The 23,588-nt window shown below is 61.4% G+C and carries 23 protein-coding genes and 2 pseudogenes; 18 read left to right on the forward strand and 7 right to left on the reverse strand.

Translation table 11 applies throughout. From position 1 onward, the window contains the following. Window positions 1-41 precede the first annotated feature (41 nt). Together JL100_RS32765 and JL100_RS32770 are read right to left on the reverse strand one after the other, a co-directional pair. A complete protein-coding gene (locus JL100_RS32765) occupies window positions 42-1,289 on the reverse strand; it encodes an NlpC/P60 family protein (RefSeq protein WP_202685666.1) in 1,248 nt (415 codons plus the stop codon). A gap of 13 nt (window positions 1,290-1,302) precedes the next feature. Beyond that, entirely contained in the window at window positions 1,303-2,226 is a 924-nt protein-coding gene (locus tag JL100_RS32770; protein ID WP_202685665.1) for a hypothetical protein, read from the reverse strand. 10 nt (window positions 2,227-2,236) lie between these two features. Between JL100_RS32770 and JL100_RS32775 the strand changes: the two genes are divergently transcribed. Beyond that, the gene (locus tag JL100_RS32775) at window positions 2,237-2,500 is read left to right on the forward strand and encodes a hypothetical protein (RefSeq protein WP_202685664.1); all 264 of its coding nucleotides are present in this window, start codon (window positions 2,237-2,239) and stop codon (window positions 2,498-2,500) included. Window positions 2,501-2,782: 282 nt separating this feature from the next. Here JL100_RS32775 and JL100_RS32780 read toward each other — a convergent pair. The 3 genes and pseudogenes from JL100_RS32780 to JL100_RS32795 form a co-directional block, all read right to left on the reverse strand. Beyond that, window positions 2,783-3,093, reverse strand: a pseudogene (locus tag JL100_RS32780) (IS3 family transposase); the annotation flags it as partial. A gap of 229 nt (window positions 3,094-3,322) precedes the next feature. After that, entirely contained in the window at window positions 3,323-4,675 is a 1,353-nt protein-coding gene (locus tag JL100_RS32790; protein ID WP_202685662.1) for a hypothetical protein, read from the reverse strand. Between the two features lie 216 nt (window positions 4,676-4,891). Beyond that, window positions 4,892-6,208, reverse strand: coding sequence for a lipase/acyltransferase domain-containing protein (locus tag JL100_RS32795; RefSeq protein ID WP_202685661.1), 1,317 nt, complete (start codon window positions 6,206-6,208; stop codon window positions 4,892-4,894). Between the two features lie 345 nt (window positions 6,209-6,553). On the opposite strand from JL100_RS32795, the pseudogene JL100_RS32800 reads away from it, so the two are divergent. From JL100_RS32800 to JL100_RS32810, 3 genes and pseudogenes are all read left to right on the forward strand, one after another. Next, a pseudogene (locus tag JL100_RS32800) lies at window positions 6,554-7,258 on the forward strand (IS3 family transposase); the annotation flags it as partial. 92 nt (window positions 7,259-7,350) lie between these two features. Next, the gene (locus tag JL100_RS32805; protein WP_228420945.1) at window positions 7,351-8,619 is read left to right on the forward strand and encodes an IS256 family transposase; all 1,269 of its coding nucleotides are present in this window, start codon (window positions 7,351-7,353) and stop codon (window positions 8,617-8,619) included. Further along, on the forward strand, window positions 8,514-9,071 hold the full coding sequence (locus JL100_RS32810; RefSeq protein WP_228421576.1) for a recombinase family protein: 558 nt from the start codon (window positions 8,514-8,516) through the stop codon (window positions 9,069-9,071). Before JL100_RS32805 ends, JL100_RS32810 begins: the two co-directional genes overlap by 106 nt. A 163-nt stretch (window positions 9,072-9,234) precedes the next feature. Here the strand turns inward: JL100_RS32810 and JL100_RS32815 are convergent, their stop codons facing one another. Further along, the gene (locus JL100_RS32815; protein ID WP_202685569.1) at window positions 9,235-9,900 is read right to left on the reverse strand and encodes a GntR family transcriptional regulator; all 666 of its coding nucleotides are present in this window, start codon (window positions 9,898-9,900) and stop codon (window positions 9,235-9,237) included. A 266-nt stretch (window positions 9,901-10,166) separates the two neighbouring features. Between JL100_RS32815 and JL100_RS32820 the strand changes: the two genes are divergently transcribed. The 7 genes from JL100_RS32820 (at window position 10,167) to JL100_RS32850 (ending at window position 16,691) form a co-directional block, all read left to right on the forward strand. Beyond that, on the forward strand, window positions 10,167-11,171 hold the full coding sequence (locus JL100_RS32820) for a Bug family tripartite tricarboxylate transporter substrate binding protein (protein WP_202685568.1): 1,005 nt from the start codon (window positions 10,167-10,169) through the stop codon (window positions 11,169-11,171). A gap of 65 nt (window positions 11,172-11,236) precedes the next feature. Continuing rightward, window positions 11,237-11,704 (forward strand): tripartite tricarboxylate transporter TctB family protein, encoded by a 468-nt coding sequence (locus JL100_RS32825; RefSeq protein ID WP_202685567.1) that lies wholly within the window; start codon window positions 11,237-11,239, stop codon window positions 11,702-11,704. A 9-nt stretch (window positions 11,705-11,713) separates the two neighbouring features. Beyond that, on the forward strand, window positions 11,714-13,243 hold the full coding sequence (locus JL100_RS32830; RefSeq protein ID WP_202685566.1) for a tripartite tricarboxylate transporter permease: 1,530 nt from the start codon (window positions 11,714-11,716) through the stop codon (window positions 13,241-13,243). Beyond that, window positions 13,236-14,624, forward strand: coding sequence for a 3-isopropylmalate dehydratase large subunit (leuC, locus tag JL100_RS32835; RefSeq protein WP_202685565.1), 1,389 nt, complete (start codon window positions 13,236-13,238; stop codon window positions 14,622-14,624). Before JL100_RS32830 ends, leuC begins: the two co-directional genes overlap by 8 nt. 12 nt (window positions 14,625-14,636) lie before the next feature. Next, the gene (leuD, locus tag JL100_RS32840; protein ID WP_202685564.1) at window positions 14,637-15,290 is read left to right on the forward strand and encodes a 3-isopropylmalate dehydratase small subunit; all 654 of its coding nucleotides are present in this window, start codon (window positions 14,637-14,639) and stop codon (window positions 15,288-15,290) included. Beyond that, on the forward strand, window positions 15,283-16,140 hold the full coding sequence (locus JL100_RS32845) for an isocitrate lyase/PEP mutase family protein (protein WP_202685563.1): 858 nt from the start codon (window positions 15,283-15,285) through the stop codon (window positions 16,138-16,140). The genes leuD and JL100_RS32845 overlap by 8 nt, the downstream gene beginning before the upstream one ends. A gap of 410 nt (window positions 16,141-16,550) precedes the next feature. Then, the gene (locus JL100_RS32850; RefSeq protein ID WP_202685562.1) at window positions 16,551-16,691 is read left to right on the forward strand and encodes a hypothetical protein; all 141 of its coding nucleotides are present in this window, start codon (window positions 16,551-16,553) and stop codon (window positions 16,689-16,691) included. A 121-nt stretch (window positions 16,692-16,812) separates the two neighbouring features. Here JL100_RS32850 and JL100_RS32855 read toward each other — a convergent pair whose 3' ends face one another. Further along, window positions 16,813-17,514 (reverse strand): GntR family transcriptional regulator, encoded by a 702-nt coding sequence (locus JL100_RS32855; protein WP_202685561.1) that lies wholly within the window; start codon window positions 17,512-17,514, stop codon window positions 16,813-16,815. A gap of 219 nt (window positions 17,515-17,733) precedes the next feature. Here JL100_RS32855 and JL100_RS32860 point away from each other — a divergent pair, with 219 nt between their 5' ends. The 7 genes from JL100_RS32860 (at window position 17,734) to JL100_RS32890 (ending at window position 23,587) form a co-directional block, all read left to right on the forward strand. After that, window positions 17,734-18,411 (forward strand): dienelactone hydrolase family protein, encoded by a 678-nt coding sequence (locus JL100_RS32860; protein ID WP_228421578.1) that lies wholly within the window; start codon window positions 17,734-17,736, stop codon window positions 18,409-18,411. Between the two features lie 82 nt (window positions 18,412-18,493). Further along, complete coding sequence (locus JL100_RS32865) at window positions 18,494-19,288, forward strand: SDR family oxidoreductase (protein WP_202685559.1); 795 nt, start codon at window positions 18,494-18,496, stop codon at window positions 19,286-19,288. An 11-nt stretch (window positions 19,289-19,299) separates the two neighbouring features. Beyond that, complete coding sequence (locus JL100_RS32870; protein WP_202685558.1) at window positions 19,300-20,091, forward strand: SDR family NAD(P)-dependent oxidoreductase; 792 nt, start codon at window positions 19,300-19,302, stop codon at window positions 20,089-20,091. A 12-nt stretch (window positions 20,092-20,103) separates the two neighbouring features. Next, on the forward strand, window positions 20,104-20,889 hold the full coding sequence (locus JL100_RS32875; RefSeq protein WP_202685557.1) for an SDR family NAD(P)-dependent oxidoreductase: 786 nt from the start codon (window positions 20,104-20,106) through the stop codon (window positions 20,887-20,889). 16 nt (window positions 20,890-20,905) lie between these two features. After that, a complete protein-coding gene (locus tag JL100_RS32880) occupies window positions 20,906-21,676 on the forward strand; it encodes an ABC transporter ATP-binding protein (RefSeq protein ID WP_202685556.1) in 771 nt (256 codons plus the stop codon). A 92-nt stretch (window positions 21,677-21,768) separates the two neighbouring features. After that, window positions 21,769-22,512, forward strand: coding sequence for an ABC transporter permease (locus tag JL100_RS32885; protein WP_407697052.1), 744 nt, complete (start codon window positions 21,769-21,771; stop codon window positions 22,510-22,512). An 85-nt stretch (window positions 22,513-22,597) separates the two neighbouring features. Further along, window positions 22,598-23,587, forward strand: a complete 990-nt coding sequence (locus tag JL100_RS32890) for an ABC transporter substrate-binding protein (protein ID WP_202685554.1) — start codon at window positions 22,598-22,600, stop codon at window positions 23,585-23,587. Window position 23,588 lies beyond the last annotated feature (1 nt).

Consider the following 23,588-nt stretch of genomic DNA (forward strand, 5'->3'; position numbering starts at 1 on the left):
GCTGTCCAGGTTTTCTGCCCATGCCGGTGGCTCCGCCGGCTTCATGCGAGGCCGTTCGAGCGGAACCAAGCGGCGCGCCCAAGAACGTCCCGGCTGTAGTTCCTGCCGGTCGTGATGCCGTCGATCACCTCTGCCGCAGCCGGCAAGAGCTTCCTGACGCCCTCGTAGCCGGCGTTGTAAGCCGCCAGAGCAGCGGCGGTCGCCGCGAAATCGTCCATGCCGGGAAAGTCCGCGCGTATCCGAGCCAGGTTTTCGGCCAGCAGCGCCGTGCCATAGTGGATGTTGGCGGCGGGATCCTCCCAGCCTGACGCGCGCGCGAAGGGGTGCCAGTCCCAATCGATCTGCAACAGCCCGCGGCCGAAGCCCCGGCCATCCGGCGGCAGCCCTCCGGTCCGGTCGCCCCGCGGGTTGCGCGCCATGAAGTCGCCGGTGCCTTCCGGGCCTGTCGGCTTCAAGCTGCGCCCCCAGGCGGACTCCCGCGAGCCGAGACCCGCGATCAACGCCGTGCCTGTCCCGTGCTTTGCCGCCGCGGCGTCGATGATCGCCCGGAAGGCTCCTAACGCCTCAAGGTCGCGGCGCAACTCGGCGAGCTGTCCGGGGCTGAGGCTGACATCCGGCAGGATCGCCGCAGGACCGGCCGCCGGCACCGGCGCGTCGTGCCAGGGCATCCCGTGGGGGCGTATGACGGCGTGAAGGCTGCTGCGCCGGTTGATCGGCCAGTAGCGAACCTTGGCGCCCTGTTGCAGCGCGACCTCCTCGGTCCGGGTCGTCTCGTCGCCGCCGCCGGCCTCGATCATCTGCGTGGCATCGACACAGATACCGACATGATGGATCCGGCTCTCCGTGCCGAAGAAGGCGAGGTCGCCGAGGTCGGCGGCTTGGCCTTGCTCCAGCTTGCGTCCTCGTCCGGATGCGCCGAAGTGGCTGAAAAGCTCGTGCGCCGTCTGGTCGCCCGGCGGGTCGAGACCGAGGCCGGAAAGGGCATACTGGGCGAAACCCGAACAGTCATACGACTCGGGGCCGTCGGCGCCCCAGATGTATGGCTTGCCCAGCTTGAGTTCGAGACGCTGGAGGAAGGCTTGACGGGCAGATTCGGTGTGTCGCACCTCGCTCAACTCAGCTCCGACGGCTGCATTCAGGGACGGGCCGGCGACCAGGCAACGGAGCGTCCAGAGACCGTCCGGTTGCGGGATCGTTTCAGGAATGCCCCGGTCGAGGTCGCGGCAGATGAAGATATCGTCCTGCAGCTGTGACCATTTCCTGTTGCGGAGTGTGTAGCGCGTCGGCATGTGGCGTCACCCATTAGAGCTTGAGTTCTTCAGCGATCTTGCGGCGCAGGTCGGCGTAGATTCGGTCGCGGAGTACCGGGGTGAAATGCTGGACATCCAGATCCGGTGCGACTTTTTGCAGGGCCGCTCTGAATTTATCCACGTTTCCCGGCTGCTTAATGAAGGCGATCAGCCGGTCCTGAACCGCTTCATCCGCTGCGGTCGTTCCGGTTTGGATCAGTACGTCGCGGATACCGATGCCGATTTCCGGCGGTACTCCGGATTGCAGTGTCAATGCCTCGGGGTTGGCCCGCTGTACGGCCTTCGTCACCTGCGTCTCGATCGAGGCGGGTAGACAGAAGGAGATGTAGCGCTGGATCGCCCAGAACGCCGTGGGACGGTTCCTGTACTGGCCTGACTCCAGTTCGATCAAATAGACTGCCTGCATGGTCTTGACGAGGCTCCGCACGGCGGAGGGATCGAGACTGTAGAGAAGACCGCTGCCGATGTTCTCCGTCGTCGCCGTCGCCAGCCCGAACCCCACCGCCGTGATTGCGATGGCCTCCGCCGCGGCGTTCGCGATGCCCAGGATTGCGGCCGTCGCCGTTCCGGCCAAGCCGATCTGGTTGATGGTACGATCTTTTGCGCGGTCTACCCAAAAAAGCGCATTCATGTAGCGTTCACATTTCTGGTCGGCGAGCGCGATTCCCGCCCAAACGATCGGGGGCCATTGCTCGGGCGTGAGATCTGTGGTGCGTTTGCAACCAGCTGGGGATTCCGCGATCTCGTAGCCGTCCTTATCGAGCTTGCAAGGTAGGATATTGGCCGACAGCATGAGGTCGCGGAGGACCTTCTGCTGATTCTCGACGTAGCTCGTCACTTCGACAGCCGGAAGCTCCATACCGCCGCCATCGAGGAGGCCCCGCAGGTCTTCGGTCCGCTGGCAACCGGTCGTCAATAGGGCTATCGTGCTTGCAACTGCGACACCTAGCCAATCGGATCTGCGTGTCGAACCGGAGGTCGCTGCATCCGCCTTGCTGGCTGATTGGACTGCGTCGGCAGATTTCAAGAACAACCGTTCAAGCATGGGGTATAGTGGATTGAGTCGTGTCGCTGCGGTGACCGAGACTGATCTATTTGTTTTAATACTGGCGCGTATCGACGTCCTTCTACTAAGAAATATTGAAAAACATTGGCTGATTGATGTTGAAGGGGAGCATTTATTGTTTTGACTGCAAGACATCATATTAGTTTCCTATGATTAAAAATTCATGATCAATAATAATATTTGGCAAAAAGTCGGAAATGACTCGGCCTATTAGGTGCATATACTCGTCCGATAGAAGTTCAAACTTGCATAGCCCTAAGTAGTAATGCGAAATATATTAATTAACAAATTTGGCTGTAATTGGTTGTATGGGTGTTTGGTGTCAAGCCGGTAATCATTGTCGGGCTCCGTCAGTTCGGTTGTGCTACAGGGCTGGAAGAGCAAGTCAAGGTAGTTGTCGCCTGTGTCATGCGGCCGCGCCGGTCTTTTGCTTGGCGCGGGGTGCGGCTGTGATGGCGGCGTCCCGCTCCGGATTGAGGGTGACGGCGCCGATGGGCGACCAGTTGCGCGTCCTCCCGCTCTACCGGCTCGGGTTGCGCTCCTTGGCGCGCCGGTAAAGGTCGTGACGGGCGGCCGGGATCTCGCGGTCTCGCCTGGCGTGGCGCTGGGCGGGGGTGACGTATCGGATGCCGCCGTGGCGGTGCTCGTCGTTGTACCAGCCGACGAAGGCCTTGCCCAGGCACGGGCCTCGTCGAGGCCGGCGAACCCGTGGGCGGGCAACTCGATTGTGGCAGCCCAGCGGATGGCGCGGCCGAGGCGGCAGTAGCACGACCATCCGCTCCCACAAACCATCCGGGATCCGCCAGCCACTGTCCTGAATCATCTGACCCATCGCTCTCCTCCAAAGCTGAGGGGCTTCGAAAAAGCAACAGTCAGGCCGCCAAATCCTCCCTACCGGGATAGGCTCTTAAGCGTCGTCAGAGGCAGCATCTTGAGCCCAGACAAATCAGCTTTGGGTAGTCTTGTCACCACCTCCGAGCGGCGCACTTGTCTGCTGGATTTCCTTCGGAGGCTGCGGCCCCGTCTTCTCCAGCAGGTCGGGAACCAATCGCTCGAGGAAACCGGCTACGAAGCCCACGACCAGAACTGCTTGCCATGACATGCCTAGCCCGATTATCCGCATACCACCCACCGTAATCTCGGGCAAAATGCCGGAGGTGAGGCCCATGAGCAGAAAGCCTGCGCAGATCATGCCGATGGTCAGCCTTAACGCGCCTTCGGCGACGTTGCTCCACCGGTATAGATCGATCGCTACCGTCCGGTTGCGGATACCAATGCCTATTGACAGCAGCGCCCCGACGATGCCCGCTCTGCCCGCGAGCCATAGATTGTCCGCTGGATTATTGAAAGGCAAAAGACTGTATTGGACTTGGGAGAGGACGGCGATGCCAAGTAACGCGCAGATTGCAGCCCATACGAGATACTGAATACGGCCATCGGCACTACGCTGTAGGAGGGCATCCGCATATGCCTTTGCCAATATGTTCTTGGCCGTATCGTCGCAATCATCCTCAAGGCACTGGTGCAATGCTGTGGCCATTCGCTGATCGTAACTGGCGCGCTTCGCTTCAGGCATGCCCTCCAGCAGTGCATTGAGGTCCGCCTTGCCGGTACCGAGAGCCAGAATGTCCTTCCGTTGGGTCTTTGCTAATCCCTCGTCGTCCGAGAATTGGATCATGACTTCGCCACCAGACTTGTAGATGGCGTACTCGTCGCGTTGCTTAACATAGACTTTAGTAATCTTTTGGTCGCGCATGTCGAACCTGCCGCAAGCGACCACGGCGACACGATCCACCTTTTTCCGTGGGTTGGCAGCGAACTCAGCTTCTACCCTCGCCAGTTCTGTCGTTCGGCGCGCCCTGCGCTCGGCTTCACTTTCCGCGTCCTCCCGCAATGCGTCAGCCTCGCGCCGTGCCCGAGCGGCCTCAGCACGGGCGAAGGCAACGTCTGCCGCTGCTTGGTCGGCCTCCAGCTTAAAGAATTCAGCCTCAGCCCTCGCTTCTGCGGCGTTCCTGACGGCCGTCTCGGCCTGTACGCGTGCGAGGTCGGCGTCAGCCTTCGCAGCTGCGGCTTTGCTCAACGCATCTGCCACCGCGCTACCTGCTTCCATAGCCCGTTGGAGACTGTCCTTGACAAAAGGACACGTTTTTGGAAATCCGTCACATTCCTGCAGGATGAGATCTTTCGCATCAGTCAAATCTATATTGGTACTGATACTGTCTGACTGTGCTCCTGCATCGTCATCCGTTATCATCTCATCGGCGGATCTGTTATTTTCGCTTGCATTGTCCTCTGGCATTTTCAATCCTCCTTTTTACCAGGCATCTGGCGATTACATACCAGATGTTTACGTCAAGAAGTTAGTTGTGAACGGACTCTAGAAGGATTGTAACTATGTCTAGCATCTAATCGCTATTATTTTTATCCGGATTGTATTGATCTGCATCATTTCTCTCTCGGTTCCTGAAGCGCATGTTGACCGAGAAACTACGCGCTTGATGTCTAGGAAGAATTTCTAAAACTCGTGATCGATGGTGTCGACCTGCTGCAGCAGCCCATTTGCATCCTCATGCGACTCTGTCGCCACTAACCTGACAGTCGCGACCGGCAGGCCGGGAGCTTTGAACGAAAGTCGATAAACTCCTTCTGTTTCAAGCGAAGGAAGACTCAGTTGGATGCTTTTGCTTTCGCTGGCAATCGGCGGGAGCTGCGTGTCGTAAACTACTGCGCCGGACTTCAATTCAATCAGCTTCACCTGCCCGGAGACATTCTTCAGGGAAAAGGTGGCCGCCAGAGTGACCGGCACACGATCCCTTGGCCGTATGTCCCGCCAAGTCGGGAAGAGCTGCAGAACTGGCGGTATCGCCCTGGACGGCTGCTCCAGAATCTCGCGCAGGTGGGCGTGCAGCAGCACATCCCCGACGATGCCCACATGGTCGGAAGCGTACCTGCTGCTGGGCAGATGTGAAAACCGTTGGGGCAAAGCGCTCCAAAGCGGTACCGTGCCATCTCCTGGCTCGGTCATCCCGTCGATGACGCCCGATGCGTTGATGCGCAGCTGGCCGATCGTGTTATGTTTGTCGCCGACGGCCAGATAATAAGCAACGCTATTGGGCGTATCGAAATGGCCAAGAATTTTATGGACGCGCTCCAGCGCCTTGATCCCGCTCCCCTGCAAATTGAATTTGGCGGCGGTCTCGACGAGAGAATTGGGGCTCCCGCCTGTCTCGTCGTAACAGTCGTATCCGGGAGCCGGAAGAAGTTGATATCCGCTCGGAAACTTCTCCGGATTGGACCCGAGCATTTTCATATTGCCGCCTGACATGAAAAAGCTGGAAAGGCCATTCTGCCCCACAAGCCGCAGGAGAGCTAGAGGAGCTCCCAAGTGAGGGACGGCGATTGCGACGAATTTTGTAATACGTCCGAACCAAGCTTCGTCATCGTGGCGGCCCGATTCAAGCAGCAAGCGTGAGATAAGTCCTCCCATGCTATGGCCGATCAGGACAATTTCATTGCCGTCATCTATCCTGTTCAGGAACTTGGCTAAAAGATCGCTCTGCTGTATCAGGTCCAGGCGCCAGTCGTAGTGGTAGGCTTCAACCCTAACTCCTGACATTTTTATTAGAGCCGATATGAGATCACCGTAAACCTTTCCCAGGCAGGGGGCTCTCTCAATTATTCTTCCATGTTTGCACTGCTCATCCAGCAGATAGCGAACCAGAGTGTCGCCGGCAATCGGTCGCGTCATCATCCCGGGCGGCCAGATCATTTCACCGTCCGAGTTGATCATCTGAACGCCAAAAATCCCGGGTACCACAACGACGGTAGTCATTCCGATCTCCCCTCCCGCCAGGAAAGCATCCGTCCAGATTACGCTTGGCAGCAATATTCCCTTCGGTGGTATATCCGGATATCACAACCTTGGCTGGTTCTGTTGGAGATTCCGTCAGGTCTCGCGCCAGATGCTCTGGTGATCTTACCCGCGTGCAGCGCCTCTCATACCAACGGCGGGTGAAGGCTTCCAATTCTAGGATTTCAGACGAAAGCTGGCCACCAATGGAACTGTGTTGAGGATTTGATCCTGTCGTCATCAGAGCTGGCTCGGGAAATCTGAACATCGGGATAAGTGGAGTTTCTGCCTGAAAGCGGCCAGTATGCGTGCCGCACAGGAGAGACCATGACGAGACGACCGCGCCGGAACCACACACCGGCTTTCAAGGCGAAGGTGGCTTTGGCCGCCGTCAAGGGCGAGAAGACGCTGGCCGAGTTGGCTCAGCAGTTCGATATTCATCCCAACCAGATCACCTAATGGAAGGCGCAGCTTCTCGACGGAGCAGCAGGGGTATTTGGATCGGACAGTCGCGGCGACAGTTCGGGGCCGGCGGTGGATCTGACGGTGCTGCATGCAAAGATCGGAGAGTTGACGCTGGAGAACGATTTTTTGGCCGGCGCGCTCAGCAAAGCGGGTTTGCTGAGCGCAAAGCGATGATCGACCGCTCGCATGATCTGCCGATCACCAGACAGGCCAGGATGCTCAACGTCAGCCGGGGCAGCGTCTATTACCTGCCACGTCCAGCTTCGGCCGCCGACCTCGCGCTGAATGCGCCGGATGGACGAACTGCATCTCGATTATCCGTTCGCGGGCAGCCGCATGCTGCGTGATCTGCTGACGGCTGAGGGCTTCCAGGTTGGCCGCCGACATGTTGCCACGCTGATGAAGCGGATGAGGATCCAGGCTGTTTACCGCAAGCCCAACACCTCGAAACCGGCGCCGGGGCACAGGATCTATCCGTATCTCCTGCGCAATCTGCCGGTCACGAGTCCCAACCAGGTATGGGCCATGGACCTGACCTACATTCCCATGGCACGCGGCTCGAGCTATGGGGGAAACTGGGTGATGACGAGGTGAGGAAGGTGGCGTAACGAGGTAGGTGCTTGACGCCTGCCAGAACCTCCACGAGGGAGCGCTACGCCATGAACGAAGATACCAGCATTGTCCGGCTTCGCCAGCCCGAAGAGATCGATGATCCCCTGACGGCCCTTCTCCGATCGGGAGCCCGCCAGTTGTTGGAGCAGGCCATCGAAGCCGAGGTGGCGGCTTTCCTGGCTGCCAGCAAAGACCTGAAGCTGGCCGACGGCCGGGACCGGTTGGTCCGGCATGGCCATGGACCGGAGCGCATGATCCAGACCGGGATTGGGCCGGTCGAGGTCCAGCGGATCAAGGTCCGTGATCGCGCTCCCGGTCCGGCAGCCGAGCGCATCCGGTTCAGCTCAGCCTTGCTGCCGCGCTGGGCGCGCCGGACGACCAGTCTCGACGCCCTGCTGCCAATCCTGTATCTGCGCGGCGTTTCAGCCGGTGATTTCCAGGAGGCGCTGAGCGTTCTGCTCGGCAAGGACGCGCCCAACCTGTCACCGGCGGTCATCGCGCGGCTGAAGGAGAGCTGGGCGGACGACTACGCGCGCTGGCAGCGGCGGGACCTGTCGGCCCGGCGCTACGTCTATGTCTGGGCCGACGGCGTCTACCTCCAGGCCCGCATGGAGCCTGCCGCCGAGTGCATGCTGGTGATGATCGGCGCCACGCCGGAGGGTAAAAAGGAACTGCTCGGCTTCCAGGTCGGCGTCCGCGAAAGCGCCCAGAGCTGGCGCGAACTGCTGATCGACCTGAAGGCCCGCGGGCTGGGAATCGCCCCGGAACTGGCGGTCGCCGATGGTGCTTTGGGCTTCTGGAAGGCGCTCGACGAGGTCTTCCCCGGCACGCGTCATCAGCGCTGCTGGTTTCATAAAAGTTCTAATGTTCTCAACAAGGTGGCGAAATCGCTCCAGCCCGCGGTCAAGCAGGACCTGCGGGAGATCTGGATGGCGCCCGACCTCAAGGCGGCGGAGCATGCCCTTGATACCTTCGAGAAGAAGTACGGCGCCAAGTACTCCGGTGCCGTCGAATGCCTGACCAAAGATCGTGATGCCCTGCTGGCCTTCTACAGCTTCCCGGCCGAGCATTGGGATCACGTGCGGACCACAAACCCTATAGAAAGCGTCTTCGCCACAGTCCGGCACCGGACGGTCCGCACCAAGGGGGCGCTTTCCCAGGACACTGCCAAGCTCATGGTCTTCAAGCTGATCTCGGCAGCATCCAGAACTTGGCGGCGACTTCAGGGCGAAAACCAGTTGCCCAAGATCATCCAAGGCGTCAAATTCCGCGACGGCATCGAGGTCAGCGTGCCGACATCACACAGCGCCGCCTGAACACCTCGTCACCCAAATTCCGCTATAGCTCACTGCTCAGCGAGCGCTTCCGGTGCGGCAAACTCCAGAAGGCGCGGGCCGGGCAGTTCATCGGCCCCCATGCGCCTTACGGTTACCGTTACCGGCCACGCCAGGACGGCACGTGCGGCCAACTCGCCATCGACGACGAGGAGGCTGAACTCGTGCGCACGCTTTACGATTGGTTGGTTGGGGAGAGCCTGACCCTGCGCCAGATCCTCAAGCGGCTGAACTTCGGCCCCTGGGTCCCGCGCTGCGGCCGGCGGCCATGGTCGCCCTCGACGTTCCACCACATCCTGTCCGACCCCGTCTACACCGGAACCGCTTACTCGAACCGCTACGAATACCTGCCGGCCCGCAAGCCCCGTAGCCGCAGCAGGGCGACTCGATCCAGCCGAACCGAACCGAGAACCCGACTGCCGCTCTCGTCGTAGCTCTCGATCATCACCGCACCGGGCGAGTTGGCCGGCGCGAGCACCAGAGCAGGCAGCCACCCTCGACCTGTTGCGCCACCGGGTTCTGGAGGCCGCATGACGTCGGAGAAAGCGCATGGTGGAAATGCACTCACCGCTTGTGCATCGGGAATACGGATGGACCCTATCCTTCCTCATTTCCTTGATAAATGCTGGTCGCCGCCAGTATATGAGCCTTCATGATGGCGGCGGCCCATTCGCCGTTCCCCTGCGCGATCGCGGTGACTATGTCCCGATGGTGAGAAATGCTCCTCGCCAGCGCGGCTTGATCGAACTTGCTGTAGGAGCGCACCAGGAAACCCATTTCGGTCAGACCGTTTACGAGACTCTCCAAGCGACGGTGGTCCGCCATCCGCAGGATCCTGACATGGAAATCCTTGTTCAGTTGGGACAGCTCCGCGATCTCCCTCTCGCCCGTGACGACCTTTTCCATGGCCGTGCAGAGCGCATGGAGCGCCTCGATGTCCGCCTTGCTGGCATTCCGGGCGGCACGCCGCGCAGCCATGGCTTCGAGTTCGGCGCGGATCTCGAAGGTCTCGATCACGTCCCGCCTTGACCAGCCTTTGACCACCGCACCCAGATGGGTCTGGAATGTAACGAAGCCCTCGCCGGCGAGTTTCTGAAGCGCGGCCCTGATCGGCGTCCGGCTGACCCCCAGGCTCAGCGCCAAGGCTTCCTCTCGGAGATGATCGCCGATTTTCAGTTCGCCCGACGAGATGCCGGATCGGATGTGCTGGTAGGCGCGGTCGGCCGCCGTGGCCTGCGACTCCTTCCGCTTGGTTTCGCTCATTCCCAATGCCTTAGAAATTTTTTTGTTGTATCCAATGGTGCCATGTTGTTAGGCTCTGCACCAGCAAGCAAGCGCATTGTGCAGCGTCATTGTACACAATGATTCGCGGAAGCCCGGAAAGTCTTCGAAGAAGGACTCCGTACCCCCCGGCGACGCGGGTTCGCAATGGCCCTACCCCGATGTCAGGGCCATCTCGCGGAAGCGCGAAGCGCCGCTCGCCCTGCCAGACATGGGCGGATTCAAACAAAAACCGTGGGAGAAACGCCATGATCCAGACCACCCGACGCACCCTGCTGATGGCCGGTGCAATGGTCGGCGCCCTTGCGCTGGGCGTGCTCGCGCCGCAGACGTCGCTCGCCGACGAGTATCCGTCCGGAAGGGTCAACATCATCGTTCCTTTCAATGCCGGAGGATCGGCCGACCGCATGGCCCGGGCCATCGCCACCTACCTGCCGGACCATCTCAAAGTGCCTGTCACGGTCGTTAACCGGCCCGGCGCGTCCGGCGCGCTCGGTCACGCCTATTTCCAGCAGCAGCCCGACGACGGCCATACTCTCCTGGTATCACCGGTCAATCCCTACCTGATCAGCAATGTCCTGCGCGACCAGGCGGGTCTGGATTGGGATAACTTCGCCTTTATCAACGGCCAATGGCAGGACTACTACGTCCTGCTCGTCAACAAGGACTCTCCCTTCAAGACGGCCGGCGACCTGATCGATTTTATCCGCGACAATCCGGGCGAGGCGAGTTCGGCCATCATCATCGGCGACGGCGGCCACCTTTCGACCCTGATCATGCTGGAAAAGCTTGGGATTCCCAAGGATGCCGTCAACTTCGTCACCTATGACGGTGGCGGACCGATGCGGACCGCGCTGGCAGGCAACCAGGTTTCCTTTTCCGTTATCTCGGGCCTCGGCAGCGAGGTCATCCGCGACAATGTCCGGCCGCTCGCGGTGTTCCGCAAGCAGCCGCACGAGGCCTGGGACGCGCCGCTGATCAACGAGGTGCTCAAGCCTTACAACGTCGAGATCCCGGTCATTCCGGCCGATCTGCGCACGCTGACGGTGCACGCCTCTTTCAAAGAGAAATATCCGGAGCGCTTCGAGAAGCTGACGAACGTTTACAGGCAGATGCTCGAGAGCAAGGACTTCCAGGAGCATATCGAAAAAGCGGCGATCGGCGGGGAATGGATGGGTCCGGAAGCCACCACGGAATCCCTGAACGAGAGTTACGAGGTCTTTAGCCAGTGGATTGACGTACTCGAGAACTGAGCGGCGGACCGGCAAGGCGCCAATCAAGAAGCGCCGCCGGCCTCTCGCCCGAAAGGGAGGTTACGATGACACTCGGCCCCTACCGCTTCGAGGGTCCCTGGGGGCAGTGCGCCTCCTTTCTCCTCATGGCGCTCTTCACGGTCTGGTATCTGCAGGATGCCTACACGGCGTCTCCGACCCTGCCCAACATGATACTGATCGGCCCCATAGGCGCGGTCGCCCTGATCATCTGCGCGTCCTTCCTCGCCAGGGAACTGCGCGGACTCAGGATCGTTCCGGCCGGACCGCGGGATCCGGTGGCGGAGCGAGACTACCGGGTCGCCGGCGCGATGGCCCTGATGGTGCTGTACATCGTCGGACTGTTCTGGATCGGCTTCGACATCGCGACTTTTCTCTTCCTGGCCGGCGGCATGGCGCTCCAGGGCGAGCGGCGCTGGGCCTTCCTGATCATCTACGCGGCGATCGTCTCCGCGACCGTCGTCTATGGCATGCGCGAACTGCTCTCCGTGCCCGTGCCGACGCTGTTTCTGTGAGGCGTCATCATGATTGACCTCAACGCCCTCTCCGGCGCCGCCGATCTCCTCCTCGCCGGCTGGCAGGCCTGGCTGGTGGTGCCGCTCGGCCTGATCATCGGCATCGTGTTCGGCATGCTCCCCGGGCTCTCCGTGCCGATCGCCATGGCCGTGTTCCTGCCCATGACGCTCTACATGGAATTTGTGCCGGCCATCCTGTTTCTGACCAGCATCTTCACCGGCGGCGGTTTCGGCGGCGCGGTTCCGGCCATCCTGATGAACGTGCCCGGGACCACCGCCGCCGTGGCGACCTGCTTTGACGGCTACCCCATGGCGCGCCGCGGCCAGCACAACGAGGCGCTTGGCATCGCGCTCGCCGCCTCCACCGTGGGGACCGCCATCGGCTACATCCTGCTGCTCCTGCTGCTGGAGCCAATCAGCCAGGCCGTCCTGCTGCTGGGACCGCCGGAACTGTTCATGATCGCCCTGTGGGGGTTGACGCTGATCGCCGCCCTGTCCGAAGGTTCGTTCTGGCGTGGGGTCCTGGTCGGCTGCGTCGGGCTGCTCGCCGGCACCATCGGCATGAGCTCGCGCGGCACCATGCGCGGAACCTTCGACAGCGCGTACCTGCTCGATGGCATCCCGGTGGTCTCCGCCCTGATCGGCCTGTTCGCGGCCTCCGAACTGTTCGTCCTGATCCGCAGCAGCTACATCGTCGAGGACGAGGCGGCGCGCGAGGTCCGGTTCTCCAAGCTGTTCGCCGGATTCTTCCTGGGTCTCAGGAATTGGCCGATGATCCTGCGAGGCTCACTGATCGGCACCTCCATCGGCACCGTCCCAGGCGTCGGATCGACCGTCGCCAATCTCGTGTCCTACTCCATCGCGCGCAACCGCGACCCTGACAAGGAGAGTTACGGCAAGGGCAACCCCAAGGGCGTCGTCGCCGCCGAGTCCGCGAACAGCAGTTCCGAGGGCGGGTCGATGGCGACCCTTCTGGCCCTGGGTCTGCCCGGAGGGGCCGGCACTGCGATCATGCTCGGCGCCTTCGCCATGCACAACGTCACCGGCGGACCCCGCTTCATCTCCGACCACAAGGACATCGTCTACGCCATCATCGCCGGCAATCTCGTCCAGGCCGTGCTGCTGATCGGCATAGGCATGGTCTTCCTGAGACTGTCGCTCATGATCGTCAAGGTGCCCCTGCGCATCCTCATCCCGACCATACTGGCGCTGACCATCCTCGGATCCTACGCGCTGTCCGGCAACATGACGGGGCCCATCGCGGTGGTCGCCGGCGCCATCATCGGCTGGTTTCTCAAGCAGAACGGATTCCCGGTGGTGGCACTGGTGATCGGCCTCCTGCTGGGCGGCATGGCCGAGGGCGAGCTCCTGCGCAGCTATCAGCTCGGCGGTTCCAGCCTGGGTATCTTCCTTGAGCGTCCGATAGCACTCGGCATTCTCGCCGTGATGATGCTGTCCGCGCTCTGGCCGCACATCGCGAAGCGTCTGTTCGCACCCGGACGCCTTCCCGGAACGAAAGAGAGGCTCTCCGATGTCTAGGACACTGTTCGACAAGGTCTGGGACTCGCACGCGATCACCCGACGCCAGGACGGCATGACCCTGCTGTTCGTCGATCGCCATTACGTCCATGACGGAACCAGGCAGGCCTTCCAGCAGATCGAGAAGGAGCGATTGTCGGTCCGACGGCCGGACCTGACTTTCGGAACCCCTGATCACTACGTCGCGACAAAACCGGCCGCGAAACCGGACCCACTTTTCGAGGACATGGTCGCGGCATTGGAAACAAACACCAGGAAATGGGAGATCATGAACTTCGGGGTCGGATCGCCGAACCAGGGTATCGTCCATGTCGTCGCCCCTGAGCTGGGCCTTACGCTTCCCGGGGCGCTGATCGTCTGCGGCGACAGCCACACCGCCACCCACGGCGCGGTCGGCGCACTTGCTTTCGGCATCGGGGCTTCCGAGATCGCCCATGTGCTGGCAACCCAGACGCTCTGGCAGAAAAAGCCCAAGCGCATGCGCATTTCCGTTACCGGAACACTGCCGCCCGGCGTTGTCGCCAAGGATCTGGTCCTGGCAATCATCGGCCGCATCGGCGCCGCCGGCGGAACCGGTCATGCCATCGAGTATGGCGGCCCAGCCATCAGGGATCTGTCGATGGAGGCGCGCATGACCCTGTGCAACATGTCCATCGAGGCGGGTGCCAGGTGCGGAATGGTCGCTCCAGACGAGACCACGTTCGACTATGTCCGGGAACGCCCCTATGCACCCACGGGAGAGAATCTGGAGCTTGCCTTGGCCGCCTGGCGCGATCTCGTCAGCGATCCCGATGCCGTCTTCGACAGCGAGGTCGTCTTCGATGCCGGGGAGGTGGCCCCGACCGTCACCTGGGGCACCTCTCCGGAAACCGCCCTGCCGATCACGGAACATGTTCCCGATCCTGCGTTCATCGAGAATGCCGAGAAGCGCCGGGGAGTCGAGGAGGCTCTGCAGTACATGGCCCTGACGCCGGGCATGGCGCTGTCGGAGATCGTCATCGACCGGGTCTTCATCGGCTCCTGCACAAACGGCCGGATCGAGGACATCCGCGCCGCCGCCGAGGCGGCGCGGGGTCGCAGGGCGGTTGTGCCCGCGGCCGTCATACCGGGGTCGGCCCGGGTCAAGGCCGCGGCCGAAGCCGAGGGGCTTGATGTAATCCTCAGGGAGGCCGGCTTCGAGTGGCGCGAGCCCGGCTGTTCCATGTGCGTGGGCATGAACGGCGATATCGTCCAGCCCGGGGAGCGGTGCGCATCGACGTCAAACCGAAACTTCGCAGGGCGCCAGGGGCGCGGCAGCCGTACGCACCTGCTGAGTCCGGCGATGGCCGTAGCCGCCGCCGTGACCGGCCGGCTGACCGACATCCGGACACTGAAATCCTGAGAAGGGCACCCGATGCGACCGTTCACGATCCATACCGGCATAGCCGCGCCGCTTCTTCAGGCGAACCTCGATACGGATCAGATCATTCCCGCCAGGTTCCTGCACCGAGCCCGCGATGAAGGATACGGCGACCAGCTTTTCCATGACCTGCGCCGCCACGACGATGGCGAACCGAGGCTCGGCTTTATCCTCAACCAGCACCCCTTCGATCAGGCCACGATCCTGATCGCCGGCAGCAACTTCGGATGCGGCTCGTCACGGGAACATGCGGTCTGGGCGCTGGGCGACGCCGGCTTCCGGGTCGTGGTGGCGCCGAGCTTCGGCGACATCTTCTTCAACAACGCGCTGAACAACGGACTTCTGACCATCGTGGCTCCGCCGGAGATCCTGCGAACCCTGGCCGATGGTCTGGCCGCTGATCCGACGACGCCCCTGACGGTCAGCCTGAAGGAGCAGACCGTCGACGGGCCCGACGGTTTCCGTTTCGCCTTCGACATCGACCCCTACCGCAAACAGGCGCTGCTGATCGGGGCATCCGAGATACAGATGACCCTTCAGCACAGGGACGCGATCAGTTCCTTCGAGACCGCGCACGCCCGGCGTCATCCCTGGCTCGTTCCGAGCCTTCCGACTAATACCAGAAAAGGAGCAGAAGCCAATGGCTGATCCCCGTCTGAAACAGGCGATTTCCAACAAGGAATACATCGTGGCGCCGGGCGTGTATGACATGATCTCCGCGCGGATGGCCGACCGCATGGATTTCAAGGCGCTCTATGTCACCGGGTATGGCACGGTCGCGTCCTATCTCGGACTGCCGGATGCCGGCATCGCGACATACACCGACATGATCGTCCGTGTCGGGCGCATTGCCCAGATGTCGTCCAAACCCGTCATCGCCGATGCCGACACCGGTTATGGCGGCCTGCTCAATGTCCATCACACGGTGCGGGGCTATGAGGCGGCCGGGGTCAGCGCGATCCAGCTGGAAGATCAGGAATTCCCGAAGAAATGCGGCCACACGCCGAACCGGCGGGTGGTCCCGGTCGCTGATATGGTCAAGAAGATCAAGGTGGCGAACGATGCCCGGTCGAGCGGGGACTTCCTGATCATTGCGCGCACCGATGCCCGGACATCGCTCGGTCTCGACGAGGCGATCCGCCGCGCCGAGGCCTATGCCGAGGCCGGGGCTGACATTCTCTTCGTCGAGAGTCCGGAGACCGTCGATGAGATGGCCGAAATCGGCCGCCGGCTCGACAAGCCCCTGGTCGCAAACATGGCCAACGGGGGCAAGACCCCGATCTTGCCGGCGCGGGACCTGGAGGAGATGGGGTTCGCGATCTCCATCTTTCCCGGGGCGGGCTTCCTGGCCACGGCCGCGGCCCTCGACATCGCTTACTCCGATCTCCTCGAGAATGGCACGACGACCGATCGGACGAACCTCTACAGCTTCGCGGAGTTCACGAACATGATCGGTTTCCCGGAAGTCTGGGAATTCGACAAAAAATACGCGGAATGATTACCCGATGAAGAACAGCCGGAGCTAATGGCTCCGGCCGTTTTTTACATTTTGCCTTATCAATGACTCAGGTATCAGTGCGGTTCCGGTCGATCCTCTCTGCTCCCATCGTCCGATCGGCGGCCACGTCGGCTTCGGTATTCTCCACATCGACCTCGGTGCGGCGCACCATGTGACCCATTGACACCGTCGTGGCGGACAACGCCTGTGACGGCGAACCAACCTACCAGACGGCAGCCAGGCGCGATCCCACCGCTACGGTTGTCATTCCGCCGCGGAGCACGGGGCTGCCGGGAATAACCGGCAAACCGACGCAGCGCGACCAGCAGATTTGAAGCATTTCCGACAATTTCCGCTTGAACTGACAGCGGGAAACCGACTATGACAAGCGACCCAAGACGGAAACTGCCATGGTGCGCTACAAGCGCATCCTCGGCGACCACCTACATGCTCGAACGCTGCCTGGCCAGCAGGCCGAGGTTGCTATCGGTGTCGCTGCCCTCAACCATATGATGGATGCAGGACGCCCGGAGTCCGTCCACATCGCGTAATTCAGGAGAGCGGAACAGCCCACTGCGTCCATGCTGAGCTCGCTGCGCCAACAACGCCGCCCGTCGATTCTGCAACGTCAGGCCGCGATTCTGCAACAGCCTCGTGACACTGACGGAATCCTCATTCCGGTTTGAATGCAACATCCGGCAACTTCAGGACCCAATCGGCCGAGCCGCGTAGATGCTGTCGCATGGCGCTTTCGGCGGCATCAGGATTGGCCGCAAGGATGGCTTCGGCGATACGGACGTGGTCCTTGTGTGATCGCTCGGCATGTTCTGGCTGCATTGCTCGCCCTACTTGTATCATCATGACCGGAAGCTGCAGGGTATCAATGAGGTCCATCAACTGCCTGTTTGCGCCGATAGTCACGATGGTTTGATGATAAAGGCGGTTGTTCTCGATGAACACGTTCCAGGGCTGACTGTGCCCCGGAGGGCGGACTTGCTCCCACACCGATTCGAAGATTTGCCTATTTGAGGCCTCGTCAATGTGCTCTGCGGCAAGGCGGGCAGCAAGCCCCTCAAGACTCTCACGGATGCGGAAAAGGTCGCGAATCTGCTTGTGCGAGAAGCGACGGACGATGGCTCCTCGATTCGGTACAAGCTCAACGAGTCCGTCGGCTGCAAGGCGTCGGAACGCCTCTCGCACCGGGCCACGGCTGATACCAATCTCCTCGGTCAAGTCACGGGCGATAAGGCGTTGGCCGGGAGCGAAGTGGCCCTGCAAGATGCCCTGTCGTATGCGACGGGCGACGTAGTCAACTGTATCTCCGCGCCGCTGAACGGCCTGTGGGTCTTGGACCAAAATTTCGTCAATCGCCATTCGAACCTCCAAATCGGGTGATTTCTAGCACCTCGCCGGTATTGACGAAACCATAATCCTGTAATATTGTCCTACAATCCTGGCTGCAGAAGAGAATGATAATCTCAAAAAATTTCGATGGCCCAGCCAGGGTTGGAGGAACCCGAAGCCCGTCAGGGCTTCCCACAGTGGGCGTATGATGCTTTTCCTGTCCCGGAGCGCACAATGAAAAGGGCTCAGATGAGCCTGAAAGCCGCCGATGGGCACCGCCTCGGCGCCTATCGCGCCCGGCCGGCCTCGAGCCTGCTCGGCGGACTGGTCGTCCTTCAGGAGATTTTTGGCGTGAACCAGCACATCCGTGAGGTGTGTGATGGCTACGCCGCATGCGGCTATGATGTCATTGCTCCCGCCCTGTTTGATCGCGTTCAATCGGGCTTGGAGATCGACTACGGCTCGCGAAGCATCAGGACCGGGCGCGACCTGCGCGCGATCATCGGCTGGAATGCAGCCCTTCTCGATGTCCAGGCGGCGATCGACGCGATGGATTCATCCGGGCCCGTTGCTGTGATAGGTTATTGCTGGGGCGGGACGCTCGCTTTCCTCGCCGCTACTCGTCTACGTGGGCTCGCTTGCGCGGTCGGTTATTACGGCGGGCAGACTATACCCTTCGCGCAGGAGACTCCGCGCGTTCCTGTCCTCCTGCATTTTGGCGAGCACGATCCACGCATCTCGCCCGAGGACCGCGACACGATTGCTCGGCACAATCCGGAAATCGAGATGCGGCTCTACCCGGCCGATCACGGCTTCAACTGCAACCATCGCAAGGAATGGCATGAGCCGAGCGCCCGAAAGGCACTCGAGATCACGCATGCCTTCCTCGCTCGCCACCTGCACCAACCCGAGGCGCTCACCGCATGACCGCGCGATCGCCTCAGGCCACACTCCTTCGCATCCCGGCCTTTCCGCCGGGTCAATCCGCTAGCACAAGGAAGAACAGCATATGGATCTGGGCATAAAGGGCAGGGTGGCGATCGTCACCGGCGGCAGCCGCGGCATCGGCCGTGAGACCGCACGCGAGTTCCTCGAGGCCGGTGTCAAAGTCATGACCTGCTCGCGCAACGGGGATCAGCTGAAGGCAACCTGCGGTGAACTGGCAAAACAGACAGGTGGCGAGATCCGCGGGATCGTCGCTGACATGACGCAACCCGGTGATCAGCAGCGGCTCGTCGATGAAACGCTTGCCACATACGGCACGATCGACATCCTCGTCAACAATGCCGGCACCATGTATTCGGGCCGCTTCGAGGAACTGACCGAGGAAGGCTTGCAGACCCAGCTCGACACCAAACTCTTTGGGTGGATGCGGGCGATCCGCACCGTCTGGCCAATCATGCGTGACAAAAACTGGGGCCGCATCGTCAGTCTTATCGGCGGTGCCGGCAAGGAGCCCGACCCCTATATGTTCGGCTCCGGCATGACCAATTCTGCGCTCCTCAATATGACGAAGTCGCTTTCGACTGAATTCGCGCCGCACAACGTCCTGGTCAATGCCGTCTGCCCCGGGTGGGTAGCCACGGACCTGTGGAAGCGCAACGCTGGCGGTCTGCAGAAGGAGCTCGGCGTTGGTTCCGAGGACGAGGCGCGCCGCCTTGCCTCGAAGAAGAACGCGCTCGGTCGCTTCGGCAAGCCGGAGGAACTCGCCAACGCAATCGCCTTTCTGTGCTCCGAACGGGCAAGCTACATCACCGGGGTGTCTCTCAACCTTGATGGCGGCCGCCTCAAGGGCCTCTGGTAAGGCGGGCACGGATGGATCTCGGCCTCGAAGGCAAAGTTGCCATCATAACCGGTGCGTCGCGCGGCATCGGCCTTGCCACAGCTCGGCGGCTCCTGGACGAGGGGACAAAAGTCGCGATCTGCGCCCGCGACCGCGTGCGACTGGAGGCTGCCGGCTCCAGCCTCGGCGTCGGGGGAGGCGAGGTGCTCGCTTTCTGTGCGGACACATCCAGGGAGGAGGACCGTCGGTCCTTCGTCGCCAGCGTGATCGAGCGCTTCGGCGGTGTCGACATCCTGGTCAACAATGCCGGTACACACGTCCGCGCCTCGCTCGACAATATGCGTGAGGAGGACCTCCAGGGTCAACTCAACGACAAGGTGTTTGGTTTCCTCGGTATGATCCGTGCAGTCCTGCCGGATATGCGGACTCGAGGAGGGGGGCGGATCGTCAACATCATCGGACAGGCGGTCCGACATCCTCACCCGGACCGGATGCCGTCCGGGATCGCCAATGCCGCGGCGGGTGCCATGACAAAGTCCGCCGCCGACGCGCTCGCCCGCGAGAACATCCGGGTCAATGCAGTCTGCCCTCAATATGTCGAAACCGATTTGGTCACTTCGGTGATCGGCCGTGAGATGGAGAAGCGCGGGGTCGACCGGGAGACGGCGGCCTCGGGTTTCACACGGGCGAATGTTCTGGGCCGTCTCGGAAAGCCCGAGGAGATCGCTGACCTGGTCGCATTTCTCGTCTCCGACCGCGCAGACTTTGTGACCGGCAGTTCGGTTTCAATCGACGGCGGTTATCATCGCTACGTCTTCGGCTGATCAGGAAAGCTCATGGATCTCGGTCTCAAGGACAAAACAGCGATCGTCACTGGCGGCACCAGCGGGATCGGTCTCGCGATCTCCCGCCGCCTGCTGCTAGAGGGCGCCAAGGTCTTCATCTGCGGTCGTGATGAAGCGAAGCTTGGTCAGGCGCTCAATGAACTTTCTGGGAAAGGCGACGCACGCGGTGTGACGGCGCATGTCGACCGCCCCTGCGAAATGGCGGGCCTGGTTGAGGCCGCCTTGAATGCCTTCGGTCGCCTCGACATTGTCGTCAGTAACGCAGGCACTCACATCCGGGGGGCGCTCGACGAGGTGACGACCGATCAAGTCGAGACTCACTTCCGGACCAAGGTGCTCGGCCCCTGGGAGCTCGCTCGCCACGCCGCGCTACATATGCGGAAGCAGGGTGGCGGACGCTTCGTTATGGTTATCGGTCAGGCCGGTAAAGTCCCGGGTCGCGGCGTCCTGGCATCGACCGTGGTCAACGCCGCGCAGCATGCGTTCGTCAAGTCGCTTTCCGACGATCTCGGCCGCCACGGCATCCTGGTGAATGCCGTCTGCCCGAGCCGTATTTCCAGTCCTCTGACCAAAGATCTGGAGATCGATGACGAGGTCCATCTCGGGCGCAGTCTCGAACAGCAGCAGAGCGGTTGGGGCGCGGCAGTCCCGCTCGGTCGATGGGGTGATGCGGACGACATCGCCGACGCGGTCGCGTTCATGGCGTCGGAGCGGGCCGGCTACATCTGCGGCGCGAATATCGATGTCGACGGCGGACACCAACGGATGATCTTCTGAAGGAGGGCACAGGCACATGATCGACCTGCAGGCGATCGGCAAGACCTTCCGCAAGGGCCGAGAGGAGGTGCATGCCGTGGCGGGCGTCGACCTCGCCATCGAGCCGCACTCGGTCGTGGCGCTGATCGGACCTTCGGGCTGCGGAAAGTCCACGCTCCTCAACATGATCGCTGGCCTCTACCCGCCGAGCGAAGGAAGAGTTTTCTACGACGGCCAGGCTGTCACTGACGTGAATACCAATGTCGGCTACATGACGCAGAAGGATAATCTACTTCCCTGGCGCACGGTGCTCGACAACGTCGCTCTGCCCCTGGAGCTGGCTGGCTGGCCGGAGGCAAAGCGCTACAAAGCGGCGCGCGCGATGATCTCGCATGTCGGCCTGGACGGCTTCGAAGCGAAGTATCAGGGCGAGCTTTCCGGCGGTATGCGCAAGCGCGTCTGTCTCGCCCGCATGTTGCTGTACGAACCTCAGGCGCTCCTGCTTGACGAGCCCTTCGCCGCGCTTGACGCCCAGCTCCGCATCGCGATGCACGAATTGCTCCTCCGACTCTGGGCGGAGAATCGGCAGACCATTGTCCTCGTCACGCATGATCTGGTCGAGGCGATCACGTTGGCCGACCGCGTCATTGTTTTCACAAAGCGTCCGGCCCGGGTCGCCTTTGAGTTGGACATCAGCCTGCCGCGCCCGCGCGACGTGAAGGAGGTGCGCTTCACGGCCGAGTTCCACGACATCTACAATGCGATCTGGGACCGCCTGCGTCAGGAATATGACGAGGAGAAGCTATGAGCACGCCCGAAATTTCCGAGCGCATGGAGCGACCTAGTCCGCTCGAAGCGGCGCGGCCTCGGCGTTCCTTGAGCGAGATCGGCACCCCGGCCATGATGCTGATGCAGGTGGCGCTCGGTGTAGCTTTTCTCGTCGCCTGGCAGTTGATCGCCGGCCGCGTGATCGACGAATTCATGATTTCGAGCCCACTCGCCGTAGCCCAGCGCCTATGGGGCTGGTTCGCGGACGGGAGCATCTTCGTCCATATCTGGGCAACGCTCTATGCAACACTGATCGGCTTCTTCATCGGCGCCACGGCCGGGATTGTCGGTGGCATCTGGCTTGGTCTGTCGCCGTTCCTGAGCCGGCTCCTGAACCCTTTCATCTGGGCCTTCAATGCGCTGCCAAAAGTCGCGCTCGCGCCGCTGTTCATTCTGTGGTTCGGTTTAGGCATCAACTCCAAGGTCGCGCTAGCCGCTGTCCTTGTCGTCTTCCTGGTTTTTGTCAACACGTTCGCCGGTGTTCGCGAGGTTGACCAGGATCTCGTCGAGAGCCTGCGCCTAATGCGCGCCAAGCGCCGCCAGATCTTGACCAAAGTCGTACTGCCCTCGGCCACGTCCTGGATTTTTGTCGGGCTGAAGACCGCCGTGCCCTATGCGTTGATCGGCGCGATCATCGGCGAGTTGATCGCTGCCAATCGCGGCCTCGGCTATCTCGTCCAGCGCGCCGGCAGTGAGTTCGACACGGCGGGTGTGTTCGCAGCGCTGGTCGTGATCGCCCTACTTGCCGTTCTGTTCAACGAGGCCGTCGGGGCGGTCCAGACATGGTTGGAGGGCTGGAAGGTCGTCAGTCGTTGAGTTCATTCTGGCTTGGCGGCGAAGCAGGAAGGCATCCGCACAAGGATGTCGCACAAATAAGATAAAGAAGAGGGAGGGAAACGTCATGAGAATGCTCAAACTAGCCGCAACGACCCTGTTCGCCAGCCTGATGTTCACTGCTGCGGCAGGGGCACAGGAGGTGGTGACGATCACCAATATAGGCCGGGGTTACTTTTCCGGGCCTCTTTACGTCGCTATGCGCGAGGGCCTATTCGAGAAGCACGGCCTGAAGCCCGAGGTCACCTTTGTCAAGGGCGGCGCGCTCGCGTTCCAGTCGGTGTTCACCCGTCAGGTCGATTTCGGAATTCTCAGCTATGAACACGTTCTGACCGCCGCTGCCCAAGGGCGCGACCTTGTCTCGATCTTCAACATCACTCACCGTCCCCTCAACAACGTCATCGTCGATAACGAGATATACAAGGCGAACACGGGAAAAAGCCTTGAGGAGAAGGTGCTGGCGCTCAAGGGCAAGCGCGTCGGAACGCCATCCGCCGGCGGCTCCGGCGAGAAAATGCTTGGAGTTCTCGCCGGCCGCTACGGCCTTCAGCTACCGGGCGACGTCGAGCTCGTCTATCTCGGTACTGATGCCGCCACTTATGTCGGCGCTTTCAAAAATAACCTGATCGACGCGGCGCTACCGTTCGAGCCCGCCGGCGTGCTGCTTGAGCAGGAAGGTCTCGGCCATACCTTGATCAATCTGATGGACGGGGAGGTCGAAGACTTTCGGGACCTCAATTTCATGACGCTTGCAACTCATTCCGCAACCGTTGAGGAAAAGCCCGAGCTGGTGAGAAAAGTCGTGGCTGTCTTCGCCGAGGCGCAAGACATCCTGCTCGATCCCGAGCGCGGCCAAGCAATCATGGGGGCCGAGTTCTCACAGATGCCGCCAGAGGCAAACGAGAAGGCATACGAAGTTGTCCGCCAAATCTGGAGCCCGGACGGTCGCATGAGCATCGAAGGCGGCAAGAAAGTATTCAATTATCTCCAGCCCGAAGGTGGTCAGGAGATCAACTATGAGAAGACGTTCACCAACGACTTTTTGCCGGAGGAATGAT

The sequence above is a fragment of the Skermanella mucosa genome (assembly GCF_016765655.2).
In the GTDB taxonomy this organism is placed as follows: domain Bacteria; phylum Pseudomonadota; class Alphaproteobacteria; order Azospirillales; family Azospirillaceae; genus Skermanella; species Skermanella mucosa.

Excerpts from the sequence above, each read along its gene's own strand:
- JL100_RS32765 (WP_202685666.1), bottom strand. The coding sequence starts at position 1,289 with ATGCCGACGCGCTACACACTCCGCAACAGGAAATGGTCACAGCTGCAG.
- JL100_RS32790 (WP_202685662.1), bottom strand. The coding sequence starts at position 4,675 with ATGCCAGAGGACAATGCAAGCGAAAATAACAGATCCGCCGATGAGATG.
- JL100_RS32795 (WP_202685661.1), bottom strand. The coding sequence starts at position 6,208 with ATGACTACCGTCGTTGTGGTACCCGGGATTTTTGGCGTTCAGATGATC.
- JL100_RS32805 (WP_228420945.1), top strand. The coding sequence starts at position 7,351 with ATGAACGAAGATACCAGCATTGTCCGGCTTCGCCAGCCCGAAGAGATC.
- JL100_RS32815 (WP_202685569.1), bottom strand. The coding sequence starts at position 9,900 with ATGAGCGAAACCAAGCGGAAGGAGTCGCAGGCCACGGCGGCCGACCGC.
- JL100_RS32820 (WP_202685568.1), top strand. The coding sequence starts at position 10,167 with ATGATCCAGACCACCCGACGCACCCTGCTGATGGCCGGTGCAATGGTC.
- JL100_RS32825 (WP_202685567.1), top strand. The coding sequence starts at position 11,237 with ATGACACTCGGCCCCTACCGCTTCGAGGGTCCCTGGGGGCAGTGCGCC.
- JL100_RS32830 (WP_202685566.1), top strand. The coding sequence starts at position 11,714 with ATGATTGACCTCAACGCCCTCTCCGGCGCCGCCGATCTCCTCCTCGCC.
- leuC (WP_202685565.1), top strand. The coding sequence starts at position 13,236 with ATGTCTAGGACACTGTTCGACAAGGTCTGGGACTCGCACGCGATCACC.
- leuD (WP_202685564.1), top strand. The coding sequence starts at position 14,637 with ATGCGACCGTTCACGATCCATACCGGCATAGCCGCGCCGCTTCTTCAG.
- JL100_RS32845 (WP_202685563.1), top strand. The coding sequence starts at position 15,283 with ATGGCTGATCCCCGTCTGAAACAGGCGATTTCCAACAAGGAATACATC.
- JL100_RS32850 (WP_202685562.1), top strand. The coding sequence starts at position 16,551 with ATGGTGCGCTACAAGCGCATCCTCGGCGACCACCTACATGCTCGAACG.
- JL100_RS32855 (WP_202685561.1), bottom strand. The coding sequence starts at position 17,514 with ATGGCGATTGACGAAATTTTGGTCCAAGACCCACAGGCCGTTCAGCGG.
- JL100_RS32860 (WP_228421578.1), top strand. The coding sequence starts at position 17,734 with ATGAGCCTGAAAGCCGCCGATGGGCACCGCCTCGGCGCCTATCGCGCC.
- JL100_RS32865 (WP_202685559.1), top strand. The coding sequence starts at position 18,494 with ATGGATCTGGGCATAAAGGGCAGGGTGGCGATCGTCACCGGCGGCAGC.
- JL100_RS32870 (WP_202685558.1), top strand. The coding sequence starts at position 19,300 with ATGGATCTCGGCCTCGAAGGCAAAGTTGCCATCATAACCGGTGCGTCG.
- JL100_RS32875 (WP_202685557.1), top strand. The coding sequence starts at position 20,104 with ATGGATCTCGGTCTCAAGGACAAAACAGCGATCGTCACTGGCGGCACC.
- JL100_RS32880 (WP_202685556.1), top strand. The coding sequence starts at position 20,906 with ATGATCGACCTGCAGGCGATCGGCAAGACCTTCCGCAAGGGCCGAGAG.
- JL100_RS32885 (WP_407697052.1), top strand. The coding sequence starts at position 21,769 with ATGATGCTGATGCAGGTGGCGCTCGGTGTAGCTTTTCTCGTCGCCTGG.
- JL100_RS32890 (WP_202685554.1), top strand. The coding sequence starts at position 22,598 with ATGAGAATGCTCAAACTAGCCGCAACGACCCTGTTCGCCAGCCTGATG.